This is a genomic window from Streptomyces sp. A01, assembly GCF_059026195.1.
This window is the reverse complement of sequence record NZ_JBWLKN010000007.1, coordinates 201,824-217,668: the sequence shown is the minus strand read 5'-3', so window position 1 is coordinate 217,668 and position 15,845 is coordinate 201,824. Positions and strand designations below refer to the sequence as shown.

The following is a 15,845-nucleotide window of genomic DNA, read 5'->3' as shown; positions in this document are numbered from 1 at the left end:
CGCGTGGCCTGATCCGGAGATCAGTGCGAGTGGCCGTGGCCGTGGCCCGCGTCGCCCTCGTCCTCGGCCGGCTTCTCCACCACAAGGGTCTCCGTGGTGAGCAGCAGGGAGGCGATGGACGCGGCGTTCTCCAGTGCGGAGCGGGTGACCTTGACGGGGTCGATGACGCCGCCCTTCACCAGGTCGCCGTACTCGCCGGTCGCGGCGTTGAAGCCGTTGCCCTTCTCCAGGTCGGCGACCTTGGCGGTGATGACGTAGCCCTCAAGGCCCGCGTTCTCGGCGATCCAGCGCAGCGGCTCGACGACGGCGCGGCGGACGACGGCGACACCAGTGGCCTCGTCGCCGGTCTTGCCGAGGCCGCCCTCAAGCACCTTGGCGGCGTGGACCAGAGCGGAGCCACCACCGGAGACGATGCCCTCCTCGACCGCGGCGCGGGTCGCGGAGATGGCGTCCTCCAGACGGTGCTTCTTCTCCTTGAGCTCGACCTCGGTGGCCGCGCCGACGCGGATCACGCACACGCCACCGGCGAGCTTCGCGAGGCGCTCCTGGAGCTTCTCGCGGTCCCAGTCGGAGTCCGTGGCCTCGATCTCGGCCTTGATCTGGTTGACCCGGCCCGCGAGGTCGTCCGCGTTGCCGCCACCGTCGACGATGATGGTGTCGTCCTTGGTGATGGTCACGCGGCGCGCGGTGCCCAGCACGTCCAGACCGGCCTGGTCGAGCTTGAGGCCGACCTCCTCGGCGATGACGGTCGCACCGGTCAGGGTGGCGATGTCGCCGAGCATGGCCTTGCGGCGGTCACCGAAGCCGGGCGCCTTGACGGCGACGGCGTTGAAGGTGCCGCGGATCTTGTTGACGACGAGGGTGGAGAGCGCCTCGCCCTCGACGTCCTCGGCGACGATCAGCAGCGGCTTGGACGCGCCGGCCTGGATGACCTTCTCCAGCAGCGGCAGCAGGTCCTGGATCGAGCTGATCTTGCCCTGGTGGATCAGGATGTACGGGTCGTCGAGGACGGCCTCCATACGCTCCTGGTCGGTCACCATGTACGGCGACAGGTAGCCCTTGTCGAAGGCCATGCCCTCGGTGAAGTCCAGCTCAAGCCCGAAGGTGTTGGACTCCTCGACGCTGATGACACCGTCCTTGCCGACCTTGTCCATCGCCTCGGCGACGAGCTCGCCGACCTGCTTGTCCTGGGCGGAGAGCCCGGCGACAGCGGCGATGTCGGCCTTGGAGTCGATCGGACGGGCGGTCGCGAGCAGGTCCTCGGAGACCGCCTTGACCGCGGCGTCGATGCCCTTCTTCAGGGCGGCCGGGGAAGCACCCGCGGCGACGTTGCGCAGACCCTCGCGCACCAGCGCCTGGGCCAGCACGGTGGCGGTGGTGGTGCCGTCACCCGCGATGTCGTTGGTCTTGGTCGCCACCTCCTTCACGAGCTGGGCGCCCAGGTTCTCGAACGGGTCCTCGATCTCGACCTCGCGGGCGATGGTGACGCCGTCGTTGGTGATCGTCGGGGCACCGAACTTCTTGTCGATGACCACGTTGCGGCCCTTGGGGCCGATGGTCACCTTGACGGTGTCAGCCAGCTGGTTGACGCCGCGTTCGAGGGCGCGACGGGCGTCCTCATCGAATTTCAGGATCTTCGCCATGGTTGCGTATGTCCTCTCAAAGAACCACGCCCCGGTCGCCCGGGTGTTTCAGACACGGGAGGCCGGGGCGCAGATCACGTAATACTTCGGTGAATTACTTCTCGACGATCGCGAGGACGTCGCGGGCCGAGAGGACGAGGTACTCCTCGCCGTTGTACTTCACCTCGGTGCCGCCGTACTTGCTGTACAGCACAACGTCGCCGACGTTAACGTCGAGCGGAAGGCGGTTGCCCTCTTCGAAGCGGCCCGGTCCAACAGCCAGGACGACGCCCTCCTGGGGCTTCTCCTTAGCAGTGTCCGGAATGACCAGGCCCGAGGCCGTGGTCTGCTCGGCGTCGAGCGGCTGGACCACAATGCGGTCCTCAAGCGGCTTGATGGCAACCTTGGAGCTGGCGGTCGTCACGATCCGACCTCCCCCTTCGGAGATCTCACGGGGTTAACTGTCTGAGGTGGCGACCTGGTAGATCCGTCGTCGCGGGTGCCGGATCTGCCCGTCGCTGTTTTCTGGCACTCCCTGGTGGGGAGTGCCAGCCCCGAGACTAGGACGCGGTTAGCACTCGGTCAAGCGGAGTGCCAATGCAGCGCTCGTCTGGGTGCAAGCGGAAGCTGACGGACCGAGGCGCGAGCGGCCGCGACCGCAGCCCGGAACGCGGCCGGACCCGCCTTCGGACCCGCAGTCGGCAGGCAGCCGGAACACCGCCGGAAACGCCGCCCCGGCCCGGGCCCCGCAGTCCTCTACGGGCCTCTACGAGCCCCTGCGGGCGCGCCACCCGCTCCTGGGGGCGGGTGGCGCGCCCCTTGCCCTGCGGGATGCCCGTGGGCGGCCCGACGAGATATCCATCGCCTGTCCGCCTGTCCGCCTGTCCGCTGTCGTGCGGCTGGCCGGTTCTCGCCCGGCTTGCGCGTGGGCCTCGCGCGCCCCGTCATCCGGCCGTGCGCCGGGGGCCGTGCCGCGAGCGGCTTTCCCCGCCATGTGCGAGCCCGTGCCCCGCCCGCTGCGAGAATGCACCCGTGAGCACGACCACCAGCCCCGTCGAGACCTTTCACGCCCTCCTCACCAGCGAGGGGCAGTCCCTGCTCGCCGCGCTGCGCGACTTCGACCCGGCCCGCGAACTCGCCACGGCGACCCGGCTGCGCCGCGACCACCCGGCCGAGCTGGTGTCGGCCGCGATCGGCCAGGCGCGGCTGCGGCAGCGCGCGGTGGCGAAGTTCGGCGAGCTGGACGCGCACCGCATGTACTTCACCCCTGACGGCGTCGAACAGGCCACGCGCACCTCCGTCGCCGCCTACCGCGCCCAGCGCTTCGCCTCCCTGGGCGTCCGGCGGCTGGCCGACCTGTGCTGCGGCATCGGCGGCGACGCCATCGCCCTCGCGCGGGCCGGGGTGTCCGTACTCGCCGTGGACCAGTCCCCGCTGACCTGCGCCGTCGTACGCGCCAACGCGGAGGCCCTGGGGCTGGCCCCGCTCATCGAGGTGCGCTGCGCGGATGTCGCCGACATCGACACCTCCCCGTACGACGCCGTCTTCGTGGACCCGGCGCGCCGCGGGGGCCGGGGCCGGGTCTTCGACCCCGAGGCGTACTCCCCGCCGCTCTCCTGGGCCATCGGCGCCGCACGCACCGCCCCGCACGCCGCGCTCAAGATCGCGCCGGGCGTGCCGCACGAGGCGATTCCCGATGACGCGGGAGCGGAGTGGATCTCGGACGGCGGGGACGTGAAGGAGGCGGTGCTGTGGTTCGGCACGGAGCCGGGCGCCCGCCGCGCGACCCTCCTGCCCGGCCCCCGCTCCCTTCTCGGCGCGGGCCTGCCGGACCCCGAGCCAGGCCCGGTCGGGCGCTGGCTGTACGAGCCGGACGGCGCGGTCATCCGCGCGCACCTGGTCGCCGATGTGGCGCGGCAGGTCGACGGCCGCCTGATCGATCCGACGATCGCGTACATCACCTCCGACTCCCTCGTCAGCACGCCGTACGCCACCGCGTACGAGATCACGGACGTGCTCCCGTTCAACGTGAAGAAGCTGAAGGCCCTCCTCCGCGAGCGCCAGGTCGGCATTCTGACGGTCAAGAAGCGCGGCTCGGCGGTCGCGCCGGAGGAGTTGCGCAAGAAGGTCAAGCCGCAGGGGCCCGGCTCGGCGACGGTCTTCCTCACGCGCGTGGCCGGCGCCCCGACGATGCTGCTGGGGCACCCGGCGGGCGGGGCGTAGCGGCTGGGTGTGGTCGTTGTGTGGTCGTTGGGCGCAGCGGCCGGAACGGAGCGGCTGGGCGCCGTACGGGCCCGTAGGCGCGACCGTCCCGGCCCGACCGGCCGCGCCGCACGCTCCGGGCGGACCGGCGCCCCGCCACGTCCCTCACCGACCGGCCGCAGCCCCAACCCCCGTCTCCCGTACGAGTCGGGCCGTCAACTCCCGTACGAGTCGGGCCGTCAAGCCCCTGTCGGGCCGGTTTTCCCAGGAGCGGTACCCACCTCGGGCGTCCCGGAGGCAGACGTCCCCGCCGCGGTCGTACCGGAGGCGGTCGTACCGGACGCAGACGTACCGGACGCGGTCGTACCGGACGCGGACACCCCCGTAGCCAGTCGTACGCCGCCGTCGTTGGCGGGTCCGCGGCCGGGGCTCCGCAACAGGGCCACCGCCACGGCCGCCGCTGCCAGGAGCAGCGCGGCCGAGAGGCCGAAGGCCGTGGCGTAGCCCGAGGTCAGGCGTTCGGTGGGGGTGCCGTGTGCGCTGGTGGTGACGCGCGCGGCGACGGTGACGAGTACGGCGAGGCCGAGGGAGCCGCCGATCTGGCGGAAGCTGTTGAGGACGCCGGAGGCCATGCCCGCCTCGGCGGCGGCCACACCTGTGGTGGCCGCCGTGCCCAGCGGCACGAAGCACATGCCGACACCGATGCTCGCGACCATCGAGGGGCCGAGGATGGAGCTCAGGAACGTGCCGTCAGCGGCGACCGCCAGGCCGAACCAGCCGAAGCCCACCGCGCCCAGCGTCCCGCCCAGGGCGAGCAGCCACCGGACGCCGAGGACGGCGACAGTGCGGGTGGCGACGACCGAGCCGATGACGATGCCGACACAGAACGGCAGAAAGGCCAGACCGGCCTGGGTCGGGCCGTAGTCGAGGATCTGCTGGGTGTACAGCGACAGGAAGTAGAACGCGGCGAACTGGCCGCAGAACAGCAGCATCACGAAGAGGTTCGCGGCCAGCACCGGACGGCTGGCCAACAGGCCGATGCGCAGCAGGGGTTGCCGCACGCGCAGTTCTACGGCGACGAACGCGGCGAGCAGCACGGCGGCGGCGGTGAGGGTGCCGATCGTGGCCGTCGAACTCCAGGCGTGCGTCTCGGTCCTGACGAGCCCGAGGACGAGCGTCGTCATGCCGAGCGTGATGAGGAGCGCACCAGCCAGGTCGAGGCGGGGCGCGGCGCCCGTGCGGCGGTCGGCCGGTACGTAGCGGCGGGCGCCGAGCAGGGCGAGCAGCACGATGGGGACGTTGACCAGCAGGACGGACCGCCAGCCCGCCGCTTCCGTCAGAAGTCCGCCCGCGAGGACGCCGACGGCACCGCCCGCGGCGCCCGCCATGCCCCACAGGCCGAGGGCGCGCGAGCGCGCGGGGCCGGCGGGGACGGTGACGGTGATGAGGGCGAAGGCGACGGGCGCCAGGGCGGCGGCGCCGACGCCCTGGACGGCGCGGGCGGCGACAAGTCCGCCGGGCGAGGACACCAGGCCGCCGCCGAGGCTGGCGACGCCGAAGACCACGAGTCCGGCGATCAGGGTGTGCCGTCTGCCGACGATGTCGGCGAGTCGCCCGCCGAGCATCAGCAGCCCGCCGAAGGCGAGCGCGTAGGCGTTGACGACCCAGAGCAGGTCGTCGGCGGAGAAGCCGAGGTCGGTGCGTATGTCGGGCAGCGCGACATTCACCACGGACATGTCCAGCGACACCATGAACTGGACGGTGAGCAGCACCGCCAGCATCCGTGGCGGCTGCTTGGCCGCGCGGCTCTCGGAACTGTTGTCGTGATCCACAACTCACCCTCCGGGTAGGGGTATCCGGCGTGCTCACCACATTATTACACGCGTGGAGAAACTAGCCAGTGGCTCGCTTTCCCCGGCCCTCCTCCAAGGCGCGATCCCGCACAGCGGGCGGCAGCCCCGCAGGAGGGACGCGGCGCGGGGAGCGCGACGGCGCGGGTGACAATGGGGCGGTGAGTACGGACCAGGGCAAACGCGCCGTCGGACGGCCCGCGCGGCTCGAACGGGAGACGATCGTCGCCACCGCGCGGCGCGTCCTCGAAGAAGAGGGCGTGCACGCCCTGTCCATGCGCCGCCTGGCGAAAGAGGTCGGCAGCACCCCTCGGGCGCTCTACCACCACGTACGGGACAAGGACGAGCTCCTGCTGCTGGTGATCTCCGGCATCGCGAGCACCGTCCCCCGCCCGGAGCTGCCCAGCGACCCGCGCGAGCGGCTGTACGTCACAGCCCGGCACATCCACGACATCCTGCGTCCGCTGCCCTGGGTCGTGGAGGTCCTGAGCCAGGGCGACCTCACCGACAAGCACGCCCTGTGGATGGTCGAGGAGATCATCGACTCGGCCATGGCCTGCGGCCTCAGCCTCCACGACGCCGTACGCGCGTACCGCGTCATCTGGTACTACATCTTCGGCGACCTGGCCTTCCACGCCGCTCAGGGCCGCCGCGCCGCCGACCCGGAGCACCGCCGCCTCTTCCCCGACCTGCTCACGGAAGACGACGCGGCCGAACTCCCCCGGCTGACGGCGCTCGCCCGCGAATGGACGGAGGTCACCGACCCGTGCGACCTACCGCACGGCCTGCGCGCGGTCATCCACGGACTGCTGGCCAAGGACGCCCGACCGCAGGGGAGGTGACGCACGGGCAGCCAGGCACCCGCTGCCACGGCGCCCGACCACTCCCCCACCACACACCAACCGACGGGCGCCCGGGCCCCACGGACGCGGGCGCGAGCGCGGTCACCCAGCCGTGCGGCTACTCCGGTACCGACTCGAAGCGCCAGCGGTGTACGGCGCGCTGGATCAAGTCGCTGGCCGGTTCCGGGAGTTCCGGCAGCTCGGCCTCGTACGGTGCATCCCACCAGGTGATCACCAGGACGCGGTCGCCCGGGGCGCGGAGCGTTTCGCGCCGCAGCGGGGCCGCGGCGAGCTTCTGGCGCCGGGCCCACTCAAGCAGCTCGGGGCCGCGCCCCTCGGCGGCGCGGGCTTCCCACATCAGCGCGACGGTCATGAGTAGAGGTTGTCCTTACTCAGCTCGTGGAAGTGGTCATGGTTGTGGCCGTGGCCGTGGCTGTCGCCGTCATTGTGGCCGTGGTCCTGCCCGTGCGGGTGGTCGTGGCTGGCGCCGTCATCGCCGTGCCCGTGGCCGTGCTGATGCCCGTTGGCCGGGTCGCCCGTGCCCGGCACGTGCGGGTCGGTGACCGGCAGCGACGAGTCGGCCGACAGGTCCCAGTCCGAGGCGGCCCGGCCGCGCGCGACCATCTCCGCGCCCAGGGCCGCCACCATCGCGCCGTTGTCCGTGCACAGCTTGGGCCGGGGCACGCGCAGGATGATGCCCGCGTCCTCGCAGCGGCGCTGCGCCATCGCCCGCAGCCGCGAGTTGGCCGCCACGCCGCCGCCGATCATCAGGTGGTCCACGCCGTTGTCCTTGCAGGCCCGTACGGCCTTGCGCGTGAGGACGTCGACCACCGCCTCCTGGAACGAGGCGGACACGTCCGCGACCGGGACGTCCTCGCCCGCCGCCCGCTTCGCCTCGATCCAGCGCGCCACCGACGTCTTCAGCCCGGAGAAGGAGAAGTCGTACGCGGCGTCACGGGGGCCCGTCAGCCCGCGCGGGAAGCGGATCGCGTCCGGGTCGCCCTCGCGGGCCAGCCGGTCGATGACGGGGCCGCCGGGGAAGCCCAGGTGGAGCACCCGGGCGACCTTGTCGAACGCCTCGCCCGCCGCGTCGTCGATGGTCGAGCCCAGCGGGCGCACATCGCTGGTGATGTCCGGTGCGAGCAGCAGCGAGGAGTGGCCGCCGGAGACGAGCAGCGCCATCGTCGGCTCGGGCAGCGCGCCGTGCTCCAGCTGGTCGACGCAGATGTGCGAGGCCAGGTGGTTGACCCCGTAGAGCGGCTTGCCGAGCGCGTACGCGTACGCCTTCGCGGCCGAGACGCCGACGAGCAGCGCGCCGGAGAGCCCTGGCCCCGCCGTGACCGCGATGCCGTCCAGGTCGCTCGCGGCGACCCCGGCTTCGCGCAGCGCGCGCCGGATCGTGGGGACCATCGCCTCCAGGTGGGCACGGCTCGCGACCTCGGGCACGACGCCGCCGAAGCGCGCGTGCTCCTCGACGCTGGAGGCGATCGCGTCGGCGAGCAGCGTGTGGCCGCGCACGATGCCGACGCCGGTCTCGTCGCAGGAGGTCTCGATGCCGAGGACGAGGGGTTCGTCGCGCCGGCCGCGTGAGTCAGCCATGGGTCTCAGTCTCACTTTTTCTAGTACGGGGTGCCTGGTACGGGCACAGCGGGTACGGCGGGGGCCGACGGGTCTGCCAGCCTCATCACCAGGGCGTCCACGTTGCCCGGCTGGTAATAGCCCTTGCGGAAGCCGATGGGTTCGAAGCCGAAGCGTTCGTAGAGGCGCTGGGCCCGGGCGTTGTCGACGCGCACCTCCAGCAGCACTTCGCGGCACTCGAACGCGGTGGCCGCGAGTATCAGGTCGGTCAGCAGCCGGGCACCCAGACCGGTGCCCCAGTGGTCCGTGGCCACCGCGATCGTCTGCACATCGCCCATGCCGTCCACGGCCGAGAGCCCTGCGTATCCGGCCAGCCGCCCGCCGGGCTCCTCAGCGACGACGTAGTGCCGCGTCGCGCCCACGCCCCTGGCGTGCGCCAGCTCGGACCAGAACATGCCCTCCGACCACGCGTCCTCCGGGAAGAGCTCCTGCTCAAGGCGGAGTACGGGGCCGATGTCCCACCACCGCATCTCGCGCAGCCGCACCGCGCCGCCCGCTATGGGCGCCGCCTGGCGGTCCGGCGCGTCGGCTCCCTCGCGCACACCGCTCACTGGGGGGTGACCACCTTGTAGTTCGCGGGCACCTGCGCGTCCGGGCGCCGCAGGTACAGCGGGCGGTCCGGCAGGAACTCCGTACCGGCGGCCAGCTTCTCCACCGCCAGCGCCGCCAGCGCGGCTGCGGACTGGTGCTCGGGAAGCTCCGCGAGGAGTGCGGCGTTCACTCCGGTCGCGTCAGTCACCCCCGTCGCGTTCGTCGCGTTCGTCGCGTTCGTCGCGTCGAAGACGTCCCGGTACAGCGTGCCGCCCGCGCCCACCACCCGCACGCCCGCGAGCCGCTCGGCGATCTCCGCCGGGCGGTCCACCGCCGGTTCGCCGATCCGGGTACGGGCGTCCGCGTACCGCGCCCAGTAGACCTCCTTGCGGCGCGCGTCCGTGGCGACGGCGAAGGGGCCGGTCAGGCCCGCCTGCCCGGCGGCGTACGCGATGCCGTCGAGCGTGCACAGCCCGTGCACGGGGATGTCCAGCGCGGCGCCGAAGGCGGCAGCCGTCGCCAGACCGACCCGCAGCCCGGTGTACGGGCCGGGGCCCACCCCGGCCACGAGGTCGGTCAGGTCCTGCGGACCGACCCCGGCCTTGGCCAGCACCGCGTGGACGGCGGGAAGCAGAAGCTCACCGTGACGACGCGCGTCGACCTGGTGGTATTCGGCGAGGACTGCCTGGCCGTCGTGCAGAGCGACGGTGACGGCAGGAGTGGCGGTATCAAGAGCGAGCAGCAGCACGCCCATAAGCGTACGACCGCTTGCCTGGGCGTCGGTCCACGGCTGCGCGACGGGTGCTACCGTCGCCGGTAGAGCCGGGTATGAAGGGTGGCGCAGCGTGGCACGTAAGAGCTCTGGGACCATCGTGGCCGGTCTCACCACAGCAGCGATCGTCGTCGTCGGCATCCTCGCCTACCACGCGTCGGCGAACGCCCCGATCAACCCCAACCAGGCCGCTCGCCCTGGCGCCTCCGACACCGCGCAGCCGAAGGACAAGGACAAGAAGGAAAAGTCCACGGCCGTGCCGGGCAGCTCGGGCACCGGGCGCCGCGTCGTCTACTCGCTCACCGACAAGCGGGTGTGGCTGGTCGGCGCGAACGAGCAGGCCATCCGTACGTACAAGATCTTCCCCAGCTCGGTGAGCCCCGCTCCCGGGTCGTACACGGTGACCTCCCGTTCGGGCAGTGTCACCGGTTCGGATGGCGTGCCCATCGAGCACGTCGTGCGGTTCCACACCGAGGGCGACATAGTCTTCGGCTTCAGCGCCGCCGTGGACGGCTCCACGCCGGACGCGGCCTCGGAGAAGCGGACCGGCGGCATCCGCGAGAAGCGGGCCGACGGCGCGGCGATGTGGCGGTTCGCCACGATCAGCACCGAGGTCGTCGTCGTCCCCTGATCTGCCCTGACCTCCGGGTGATGTGCCTGCCCTGCCCTGCCACCCCTGCCGGGTGATGTCGGACGGCCGGGGTGGCAGTCGATCCCCGTAAGGCAGTAAGGCACGTGCGTACGCCGTGAGGAGCGCAGGCCGGAGCCGGGCGCCGTCAGGGACGCGGGACAAGACGCAGGACGAAGTCAAGTGACGCATGGAGCGTACGGAACGTACGGGACATGGCCCGCCATATGGGGCGTACGGGGCGCGGCGAAAACCGCGCCCGTGCGAGGACCTAAGCCGCCTCGCGGGTGTTACACGCCTCCGGGTTGGTCTCCTCGCCCGGTTCTACCCCGGGGGTCGGCTGACTCCCGGGCGGGGTGGATACCGCAGTCGCCGCGGCGCAGGCCGCCAGCATGTCGGTCACCGAGGGCGTCCGCGCCTCGCACCGACCGACTGGGGCGACAGGCTCTTGGGGCTTTTGAGTCGCCATGAGTGCCTCCCGGGCTCCTGGGGCATACGGGGCTTGGTGAGGTATCCCTAACCCACCCCTGCCATCCATGTGACCACGGTCGGCACGGTGAGCGCAACATCTTCCCGACGGCTTGTCGGAATCTACATCCCCGGCCCGCACCCCCGCCCTCCGCCATCCCCCCAGCTCATCCTCGCCGGGGCACGCCGGGGCACGCCGGGGCCCGGCGAAAGGATCACGGGAGAAAGGATCACGGGAGAGTGGCCGGGGGCTATCCCTCAAGCACCGACAGGTCCGCGGCGGCCCAGCGCGCCCCGACGCCGGTCACGGTCACCCGCCGCACATCGTCCGCGAGCCCGTCGCCGTCACCATCACCCTCCACGTCACCGTGAACACCACCGGTACCAGCATCGACACCAGCACCAGCACCAGCACCGTCGCGGCCCCCGCCGCTCGCGCCCGACACGTCCGTCGCGCCGTCGAGGCTGTCCGCGCTGCCGACCGCCCGTTCGATCACCACGTGCAGCCGGTCGTCCGACAGCTCCTCGACCTTTCCGTCGCCCCACTCCACGGCCACCACCGACTCCGGCAGCGACACATCGAGGTCGAGGTCCTCCATCTCGTCGAGGCCGCCGCCCAGCCGGTACGCGTCCACGTGCACCAGGGGCGGGCCGTCGCCGAGGGGCGGGTGCACGCGGGCGATCACGAAGGTCGGCGACGTCACCGCGCCGCGCACGCCCAGGCCCTCGCCGAGCCCCCGTGTCAGCGTCGTCTTCCCCGCGCCCAGCTCGCCGGTGAGCAGCACCAGGTCGCCGGGGCGCAGGATCGTGGCGAGCTTGCGGCCCAAGTCGCCCATGCGCTGCGGGGTGTTGACGGTGATCTGTGCGCGGGTGTATGGAACGTTCATGTTCGCCGATGGTACGGGCTGAATCCGGCGTCCGGGGAACGTGTCCGGGGCAGGCACCCGTGACGGCCACGCGATCACACGGACACGCCGGACACACGGCTACGCGCCCACGGACGGCCGAGGGCCGAAATCCGATCAGCCCGGAGCCGACCGGCTGGTCTCCTCTTCCCGACGGTCGACACCCACAAGGTCGAGCAGCCGCAGCAGCCCGGCGTTGACGGTCTCCGGATGCTCCAGCATCACCAGGTGCCCCGCGTCGGGGACTATCTCCAGCCGCGCGTCCGGCAGGAACTCCGCGATGGCCTCGCTGTGCTCGCTGGGCGTGATCAGGTCCCTCTCACCCGCGAGGACGAGCACCGGCATGCCGTCGAAGGTGGGCAGCGCCTCCGACTTGTCGTGCTCGGCGAACGCCGGGTAGAACTCCGCGACGACGTCGATCGGCGTGGCCTCGATCAGCCGTTCAGCGAACCGCGCCACCCCCGGGTCGACGTCCCGCGCCCCGAACGAGTAGCGCTTGATGACCCCGGCGAACAGGTCGGCGGTCGCCCGCCGCCCCCGCTCGACCAGCTCGGGCTGCGTGCCCATGGCCCGCAGCATCCCGGGCAGCACCCGCCGCATCGCGCGCGCGCCCATCACCGGCAGGCCGAAGCTGACCTCGCTGAGCTTGCCCGCCGACGTGCCGACGAAGGCCGCGCCGACCACGCGCTCCCGCACCAGCTCGGGGAACTGCGCGGCGAGGGCCATGACCGTCATGCCACCCATCGAGTGCCCGACGAGCACCAGCGGCCCCTCGGGCGCCGCGGCGTCGATCACGGCCTTCAGGTCGCGGCCCAGCAGGTCTATGGTGACGGGCTCGTCACCCTCCAACTGGGCGCGGCCGCGCTCGGAGCGGCCATGGCTGCGCTGGTCCCAGTAGACGCTCCGTACGACACCGGCGAGCGCGGCCCGCTGGAAGTGCCAGGAGTCCTGGCTGTGGCAGTAACCGTGAGAGAAGACGACGGTCACCGGCGGCGGGGGCCGCCGTCCGAAGATGCGGCGGCCCAGCGACGGCTCCGGCTGCTCGGCCGCCTCCTCCACCTCGTACGACAGCTGTGTGCCGTCCTCGGCGGTGGCCGTGCCCGGGTCGCCACGCAGCGTGCCGTACGGAGCCGCGGCGTCCAGCGCGAGGCGCGCCCTGCGCCGCATGCCGCGCCCCACGGTCAGCCGCTCCAGCGCGACACCGGCCGCCGCACCCGCCGCCACGACTCCTATGGCGGCACCGGCGAAGCCCGCTCCGCGCCGCCAGCTGGTGATGGCCGCCACCGCGTCGGCCACCCCGTCCGTCGCGTCGCCGCTGACGCTGCCTGTGGTCTCACTCATGCTGGGGTGCCCGTGCCCTCGCGCTCATGGGCATAAACGCGTGGCACGCGCGTCCCGATCCGGGTGACGATCTCGTACGCGATCGTCCCCACGGCTCGCGCCCAGTCCTCCGCCGTCGGTTCGCCCCGGTCACCGGGGCCGAAAAGCACCGCTTCATCGCCCTCCGTCGCGTGGTCACCACCAAGGTCCACCACGAACTGGTCCATCGCCACCCGGCCGGCGACCGTCCGGAGCTTCCCCGCCACCAGCACGGGCCCCACGTCGGAGGCGGCGCGCGGGACACCGTCGGCGTATCCGACGGGGACCAGCGCCAGCGTCGTCTCGCCGGGGGTGACGTAGCGGTGCCCGTACGACACGCCATGACCGCCCGGCACCCGCTTGACCTGCGCGAGTGAGGCCGACAGCGTCATCACGGGCCGCAGCCCGAAGTCGGCGGGCTGGCCCAGCTCCGGGCTCGGCGAGATGCCGTACACCGCGATCCCGGTCCGTACGAGGTCGAAGTGCGTCTCAGGGAGGGTCAGGGTCGCCGGGGAGTTGGCGATGTGCCGCACTTCGGGGCTGAGCCCCGACGCCTCCGCGTGTGCCAGCAGCTCCCGGAACAGGGCCAGCTGCGCCGCTGTCGAGGGGTGGCCCGGCTCGTCCGCGCACGCGAAGTGCGACCACAGGCCGGTCACCTTGAGCACACCGGCCGCCTCCGCCGCCACGGCCGCGCTCACCAGCTCGGGCCAGTCGGCGGGCTGGCAGCCGTTCCGCCCGAGCCCGGTGTCGGCCTTCAGCTGGACCCGCGCCGGACGGCCCGCCGCCCGCGCGCCCGCGATGGCCTCGCGCAGCGCCCACATGCCGCTCACGCCCACATCGATGTCCGCCTCGACGGCCTCGCGCCACGGCCCGCCCGGCGTGAACAGCCAGCACATCAGCCGCCCCGTGTCACCCGCCGCCCGCAGCGCCAGCGCCTCCTGCGGCGTGGCCGTGCCCAGCCAGCTCGCGCCCGCCTGCCGGGCCGCCCGCGCACACGGAATCGCGCCGTGCCCGTACGCGTCCGACTTGACGACGGCCATCAGCTCGGCCTGGGGCGCGCGGGCGCGCAGCGCGCGGACATTGGCCCGCAGGGCGGCCAGGTCGACCACGGCACGGGCACGCATCGGTGTCTCGTTCATCGAGCCCAGTGTCTCAGGCCCCTGTGACACGGTCAGAGGCCGCACAGCCGCCCCGCCGTCCGGCCGTCCGGCCGCCGCACACGGCCGCGGGTCAGGCCGTGCCCGCCACATCCCGCCACGTCGCCTCCAGCTCGTCCGCCACGTCAAGCGCCGTGATCGGCGCCCCCGGCCCACCGGCCTCGCCCGCCCTGCGGCGAGCCGCCAGGCCATGCAGATACGCGCCGACGGACGCGGCGTCCCGGGCCGGGAGCCCGGCCGCCAGCAGCGAGCCGGTCACGCCGGACAGCACATCGCCACTGCCCGCCGTGGCCAGCCAGCTGGTGCCGGTCGGGTTGGCTCGTACGGGCTCCGCACCGAAACCGTCACCCGAACCCGAACCCGCACCCGCACCGGCACCGGCACCGGCCCCCTTACCCGCAGCAGAACCGGAATCTGCGCCTCCACCATGACCGCCACCACGACCGCCACCGCCAGCGGGCGAGGCGACCAGCGTCGTCGAGCCCTTCAGCAGCACCGTCGCCCCGGTGCGGTCGGCCAGCGCCCGTACCGCCGCCAGCCGTCCCGCCTCGACCACCTCCCGTGCCTCGCCGAGGAGCGCCGCCGCCTCTCCCGCGTGCGGGGTCAGCAACGTGGCCGCCCCCCGCGAGCGCACCCCGTCCGGTGGCAGCAGGCGCAGCGCGTCCGCGTCCACCAGCACCGGCACATCGGAGGCGAGCACGTCGGCCAGCGCCTGCCGGGCGTCCGAGCCGTCACCGATGCCGGGCCCGATCACCCACGCCTGCACCCGGCCCGCCTTGCCGGGCGGGCCCGCCGACACCAGCGTCTCCGGGAAGCGGGCGATGACCGCGTCGGCCGCCGGGCCGACGTACCGCACCGCGCCCGCGCCCCCGCGCAGCGCGCCCGCCACAGCGAGCACGGCAGCACCCGGGTAGCGCGCCGAGCCCGCGACCACCCCGACGACACCGCGCCGGTACTTGTCACTCTCGGCCATCGGCTGCGGCAGCAGTGCCGCCACGTCGGCGTGCTGCGGCACCTCGATGTCGGGAACCTCCGGGAGCCACGGCCCGAGGCCGATGTCCACCAGGCGCAGCGCCCCGGTGTGCTCCGCCGCGGGGTCGATGACCAGTCCCGGCTTGTACGCGCCGAAGGTGACCGTGGCATCCGCCCGTACGGCGGGGCCCCGCACCTCACCCGTATCGGCGTCGGTGCCACTCGGCAGATCGACGGCGATGACCGGCACGCCCGCCTCGGCCGCCGCCTCGGCCAGCCGCTCCGCGTCCGGCCTCAGGCCGCCCTTGCCGCCGATCCCGACGATCCCGTCCACGACGAGGTCGGCACGCGCGATGGCCCGCAGCGCGGGCGCCCACGCGCCACCGCTGCCACCGCTGCCACCGCTGCCACCGCTGCCACCGCTGCCACCGCTGCCACCGGCACCAACGTCGGTGCCGGCACCAACGTCGGTGCCGGGGCCGGTGCCCGCCCCCGTGACGGTCCGGCCCCCGGCGGCGCGCAGCGCGGCGAGTCCGCCCGGGTGCGCGCGCTCGGGTGCCAGCAGGACGGCGGTGACCCCGGCTCCGCGCCGGGCGAGCCGGGCGCCCGCGTACAACGCGTCGCCGCCGTTGTCACCGCTGCCGACCAACAGCACCACGCGCGCCCCGTACACCCGGCCGTGGCCCCGCCCGGCCGCCGCGGCACGCCCGCTCACTCTCCCGGCACCATCGGTCGCTCCCCCGGACGCCCCGGCGCCCAGTAGTCCGGCGCAGGCGGCGGCCAGTCCCGCCGCCGCCCGGTCCATCAGCGCGCCTGCTGGCAGACGCGCCATCAACTCCCGCTCGGCGGCCCGTACGGTCTCCACGCTGTAGGCAGTCCTCATGGGCCCAGTGTCCCGT

Annotated in this window: 14 protein-coding genes; 3 read left to right on the top strand and 11 right to left on the bottom strand. The window is 73.0% G+C overall.

Annotation, left to right across the window (positions count from 1 at the left end; translation table 11 throughout):
- Positions 1-20: 20 nt before the first annotated feature.
- Together groL and groES are read right to left on the bottom strand one after the other, a co-directional pair.
- Positions 21-1,643: a chaperonin GroEL gene (gene groL, locus AC5P1B_RS12080; protein ID WP_493886878.1), complete on the bottom strand. Its 1,623-nt coding sequence runs from the start codon at positions 1,641-1,643 to the stop codon at positions 21-23.
- Positions 1,644-1,737: 94 nt separating this feature from the next.
- Positions 1,738-2,046, bottom strand: coding sequence for a co-chaperone GroES (gene groES, locus AC5P1B_RS12075; protein ID WP_219665328.1), 309 nt, complete (start codon positions 2,044-2,046; stop codon positions 1,738-1,740).
- A gap of 608 nt (positions 2,047-2,654) precedes the next feature.
- On the opposite strand from groES, the gene AC5P1B_RS12070 reads away from it, so the two are divergent.
- Positions 2,655-3,845, top strand: a complete 1,191-nt coding sequence (locus AC5P1B_RS12070) for a THUMP-like domain-containing protein (protein WP_493886877.1) — start codon at positions 2,655-2,657, stop codon at positions 3,843-3,845.
- A gap of 218 nt (positions 3,846-4,063) precedes the next feature.
- On the opposite strand, the gene AC5P1B_RS12065 is transcribed toward AC5P1B_RS12070, so the two are convergent.
- Positions 4,064-5,605, bottom strand: coding sequence for a DHA2 family efflux MFS transporter permease subunit (locus tag AC5P1B_RS12065; protein ID WP_493887013.1), 1,542 nt, complete (start codon positions 5,603-5,605; stop codon positions 4,064-4,066).
- 230 nt (positions 5,606-5,835) lie between these two features.
- On the opposite strand from AC5P1B_RS12065, the gene AC5P1B_RS12060 reads away from it, so the two are divergent.
- Positions 5,836-6,516: a TetR/AcrR family transcriptional regulator gene (locus AC5P1B_RS12060; RefSeq protein WP_493886876.1), complete on the top strand. Its 681-nt coding sequence runs from the start codon at positions 5,836-5,838 to the stop codon at positions 6,514-6,516.
- Positions 6,517-6,634: 118 nt separating this feature from the next.
- On the opposite strand, the gene AC5P1B_RS12055 is transcribed toward AC5P1B_RS12060, so the two are convergent.
- From AC5P1B_RS12055 to tsaB, 4 genes are all read right to left on the bottom strand, one after another.
- Positions 6,635-6,889 carry a hypothetical protein gene (locus AC5P1B_RS12055; protein ID WP_493886874.1) on the bottom strand — a complete coding sequence of 85 codons (255 nt, stop codon included), beginning with the start codon at positions 6,887-6,889 and terminating at the stop codon, positions 6,635-6,637.
- Positions 6,886-8,115 carry a tRNA (adenosine(37)-N6)-threonylcarbamoyltransferase complex transferase subunit TsaD gene (gene tsaD, locus AC5P1B_RS12050; RefSeq protein ID WP_493886873.1) on the bottom strand — a complete coding sequence of 410 codons (1,230 nt, stop codon included), beginning with the start codon at positions 8,113-8,115 and terminating at the stop codon, positions 6,886-6,888. The genes AC5P1B_RS12055 and tsaD overlap by 4 nt, the downstream gene beginning before the upstream one ends.
- 20 nt (positions 8,116-8,135) lie before the next feature.
- The gene (gene rimI, locus AC5P1B_RS12045; RefSeq protein ID WP_493887012.1) at positions 8,136-8,624 is read right to left on the bottom strand and encodes a ribosomal protein S18-alanine N-acetyltransferase; all 489 of its coding nucleotides are present in this window, start codon (positions 8,622-8,624) and stop codon (positions 8,136-8,138) included.
- A gap of 77 nt (positions 8,625-8,701) precedes the next feature.
- Entirely contained in the window at positions 8,702-9,433 is a 732-nt protein-coding gene (gene tsaB, locus AC5P1B_RS12040; RefSeq protein ID WP_493886871.1) for a tRNA (adenosine(37)-N6)-threonylcarbamoyltransferase complex dimerization subunit type 1 TsaB, read from the bottom strand.
- A gap of 97 nt (positions 9,434-9,530) precedes the next feature.
- On the opposite strand from tsaB, the gene AC5P1B_RS12035 reads away from it, so the two are divergent.
- Positions 9,531-10,088 (top strand): hypothetical protein, encoded by a 558-nt coding sequence (locus tag AC5P1B_RS12035; protein WP_493886869.1) that lies wholly within the window; start codon positions 9,531-9,533, stop codon positions 10,086-10,088.
- Positions 10,089-10,804: 716 nt separating this feature from the next.
- Here AC5P1B_RS12035 and tsaE read toward each other — a convergent pair.
- From tsaE to AC5P1B_RS12015, 4 genes are all read right to left on the bottom strand, one after another.
- Complete coding sequence (gene tsaE / locus AC5P1B_RS12030; RefSeq protein ID WP_493886867.1) at positions 10,805-11,440, bottom strand: tRNA (adenosine(37)-N6)-threonylcarbamoyltransferase complex ATPase subunit type 1 TsaE; 636 nt, start codon at positions 11,438-11,440, stop codon at positions 10,805-10,807.
- A gap of 135 nt (positions 11,441-11,575) precedes the next feature.
- Positions 11,576-12,799 (bottom strand): alpha/beta fold hydrolase, encoded by a 1,224-nt coding sequence (locus tag AC5P1B_RS12025; RefSeq protein ID WP_493886866.1) that lies wholly within the window; start codon positions 12,797-12,799, stop codon positions 11,576-11,578.
- Entirely contained in the window at positions 12,796-13,956 is a 1,161-nt protein-coding gene (gene alr / locus AC5P1B_RS12020) for an alanine racemase (RefSeq protein WP_493886865.1), read from the bottom strand. The genes AC5P1B_RS12025 and alr overlap by 4 nt, the downstream gene beginning before the upstream one ends.
- 91 nt (positions 13,957-14,047) lie before the next feature.
- The gene (locus AC5P1B_RS12015; protein ID WP_493886864.1) at positions 14,048-15,829 is read right to left on the bottom strand and encodes a bifunctional ADP-dependent NAD(P)H-hydrate dehydratase/NAD(P)H-hydrate epimerase; all 1,782 of its coding nucleotides are present in this window, start codon (positions 15,827-15,829) and stop codon (positions 14,048-14,050) included.
- Between the last annotated feature and the right edge of the window lie 16 nt (positions 15,830-15,845).

Coding starts and splice junctions, on each gene's coding strand:
- AC5P1B_RS12015 (WP_493886864.1), bottom strand. CDS start 15,829: ATGAGGACTGCCTACAGCGTGGAGACCGTACGGGCCGCCGAGCGGGAG.
- tsaD (WP_493886873.1), bottom strand. CDS start 8,115: ATGGCTGACTCACGCGGCCGGCGCGACGAACCCCTCGTCCTCGGCATC.
- AC5P1B_RS12055 (WP_493886874.1), bottom strand. CDS start 6,889: ATGACCGTCGCGCTGATGTGGGAAGCCCGCGCCGCCGAGGGGCGCGGC.
- AC5P1B_RS12025 (WP_493886866.1), bottom strand. CDS start 12,799: ATGAGTGAGACCACAGGCAGCGTCAGCGGCGACGCGACGGACGGGGTG.
- AC5P1B_RS12065 (WP_493887013.1), bottom strand. CDS start 5,605: ATGCTGGCGGTGCTGCTCACCGTCCAGTTCATGGTGTCGCTGGACATG.
- alr (WP_493886865.1), bottom strand. CDS start 13,956: ATGAACGAGACACCGATGCGTGCCCGTGCCGTGGTCGACCTGGCCGCC.
- rimI (WP_493887012.1), bottom strand. CDS start 8,624: ATGCGGTGGTGGGACATCGGCCCCGTACTCCGCCTTGAGCAGGAGCTC.
- groL (WP_493886878.1), bottom strand. CDS start 1,643: ATGGCGAAGATCCTGAAATTCGATGAGGACGCCCGTCGCGCCCTCGAA.
- tsaE (WP_493886867.1), bottom strand. CDS start 11,440: ATGAACGTTCCATACACCCGCGCACAGATCACCGTCAACACCCCGCAG.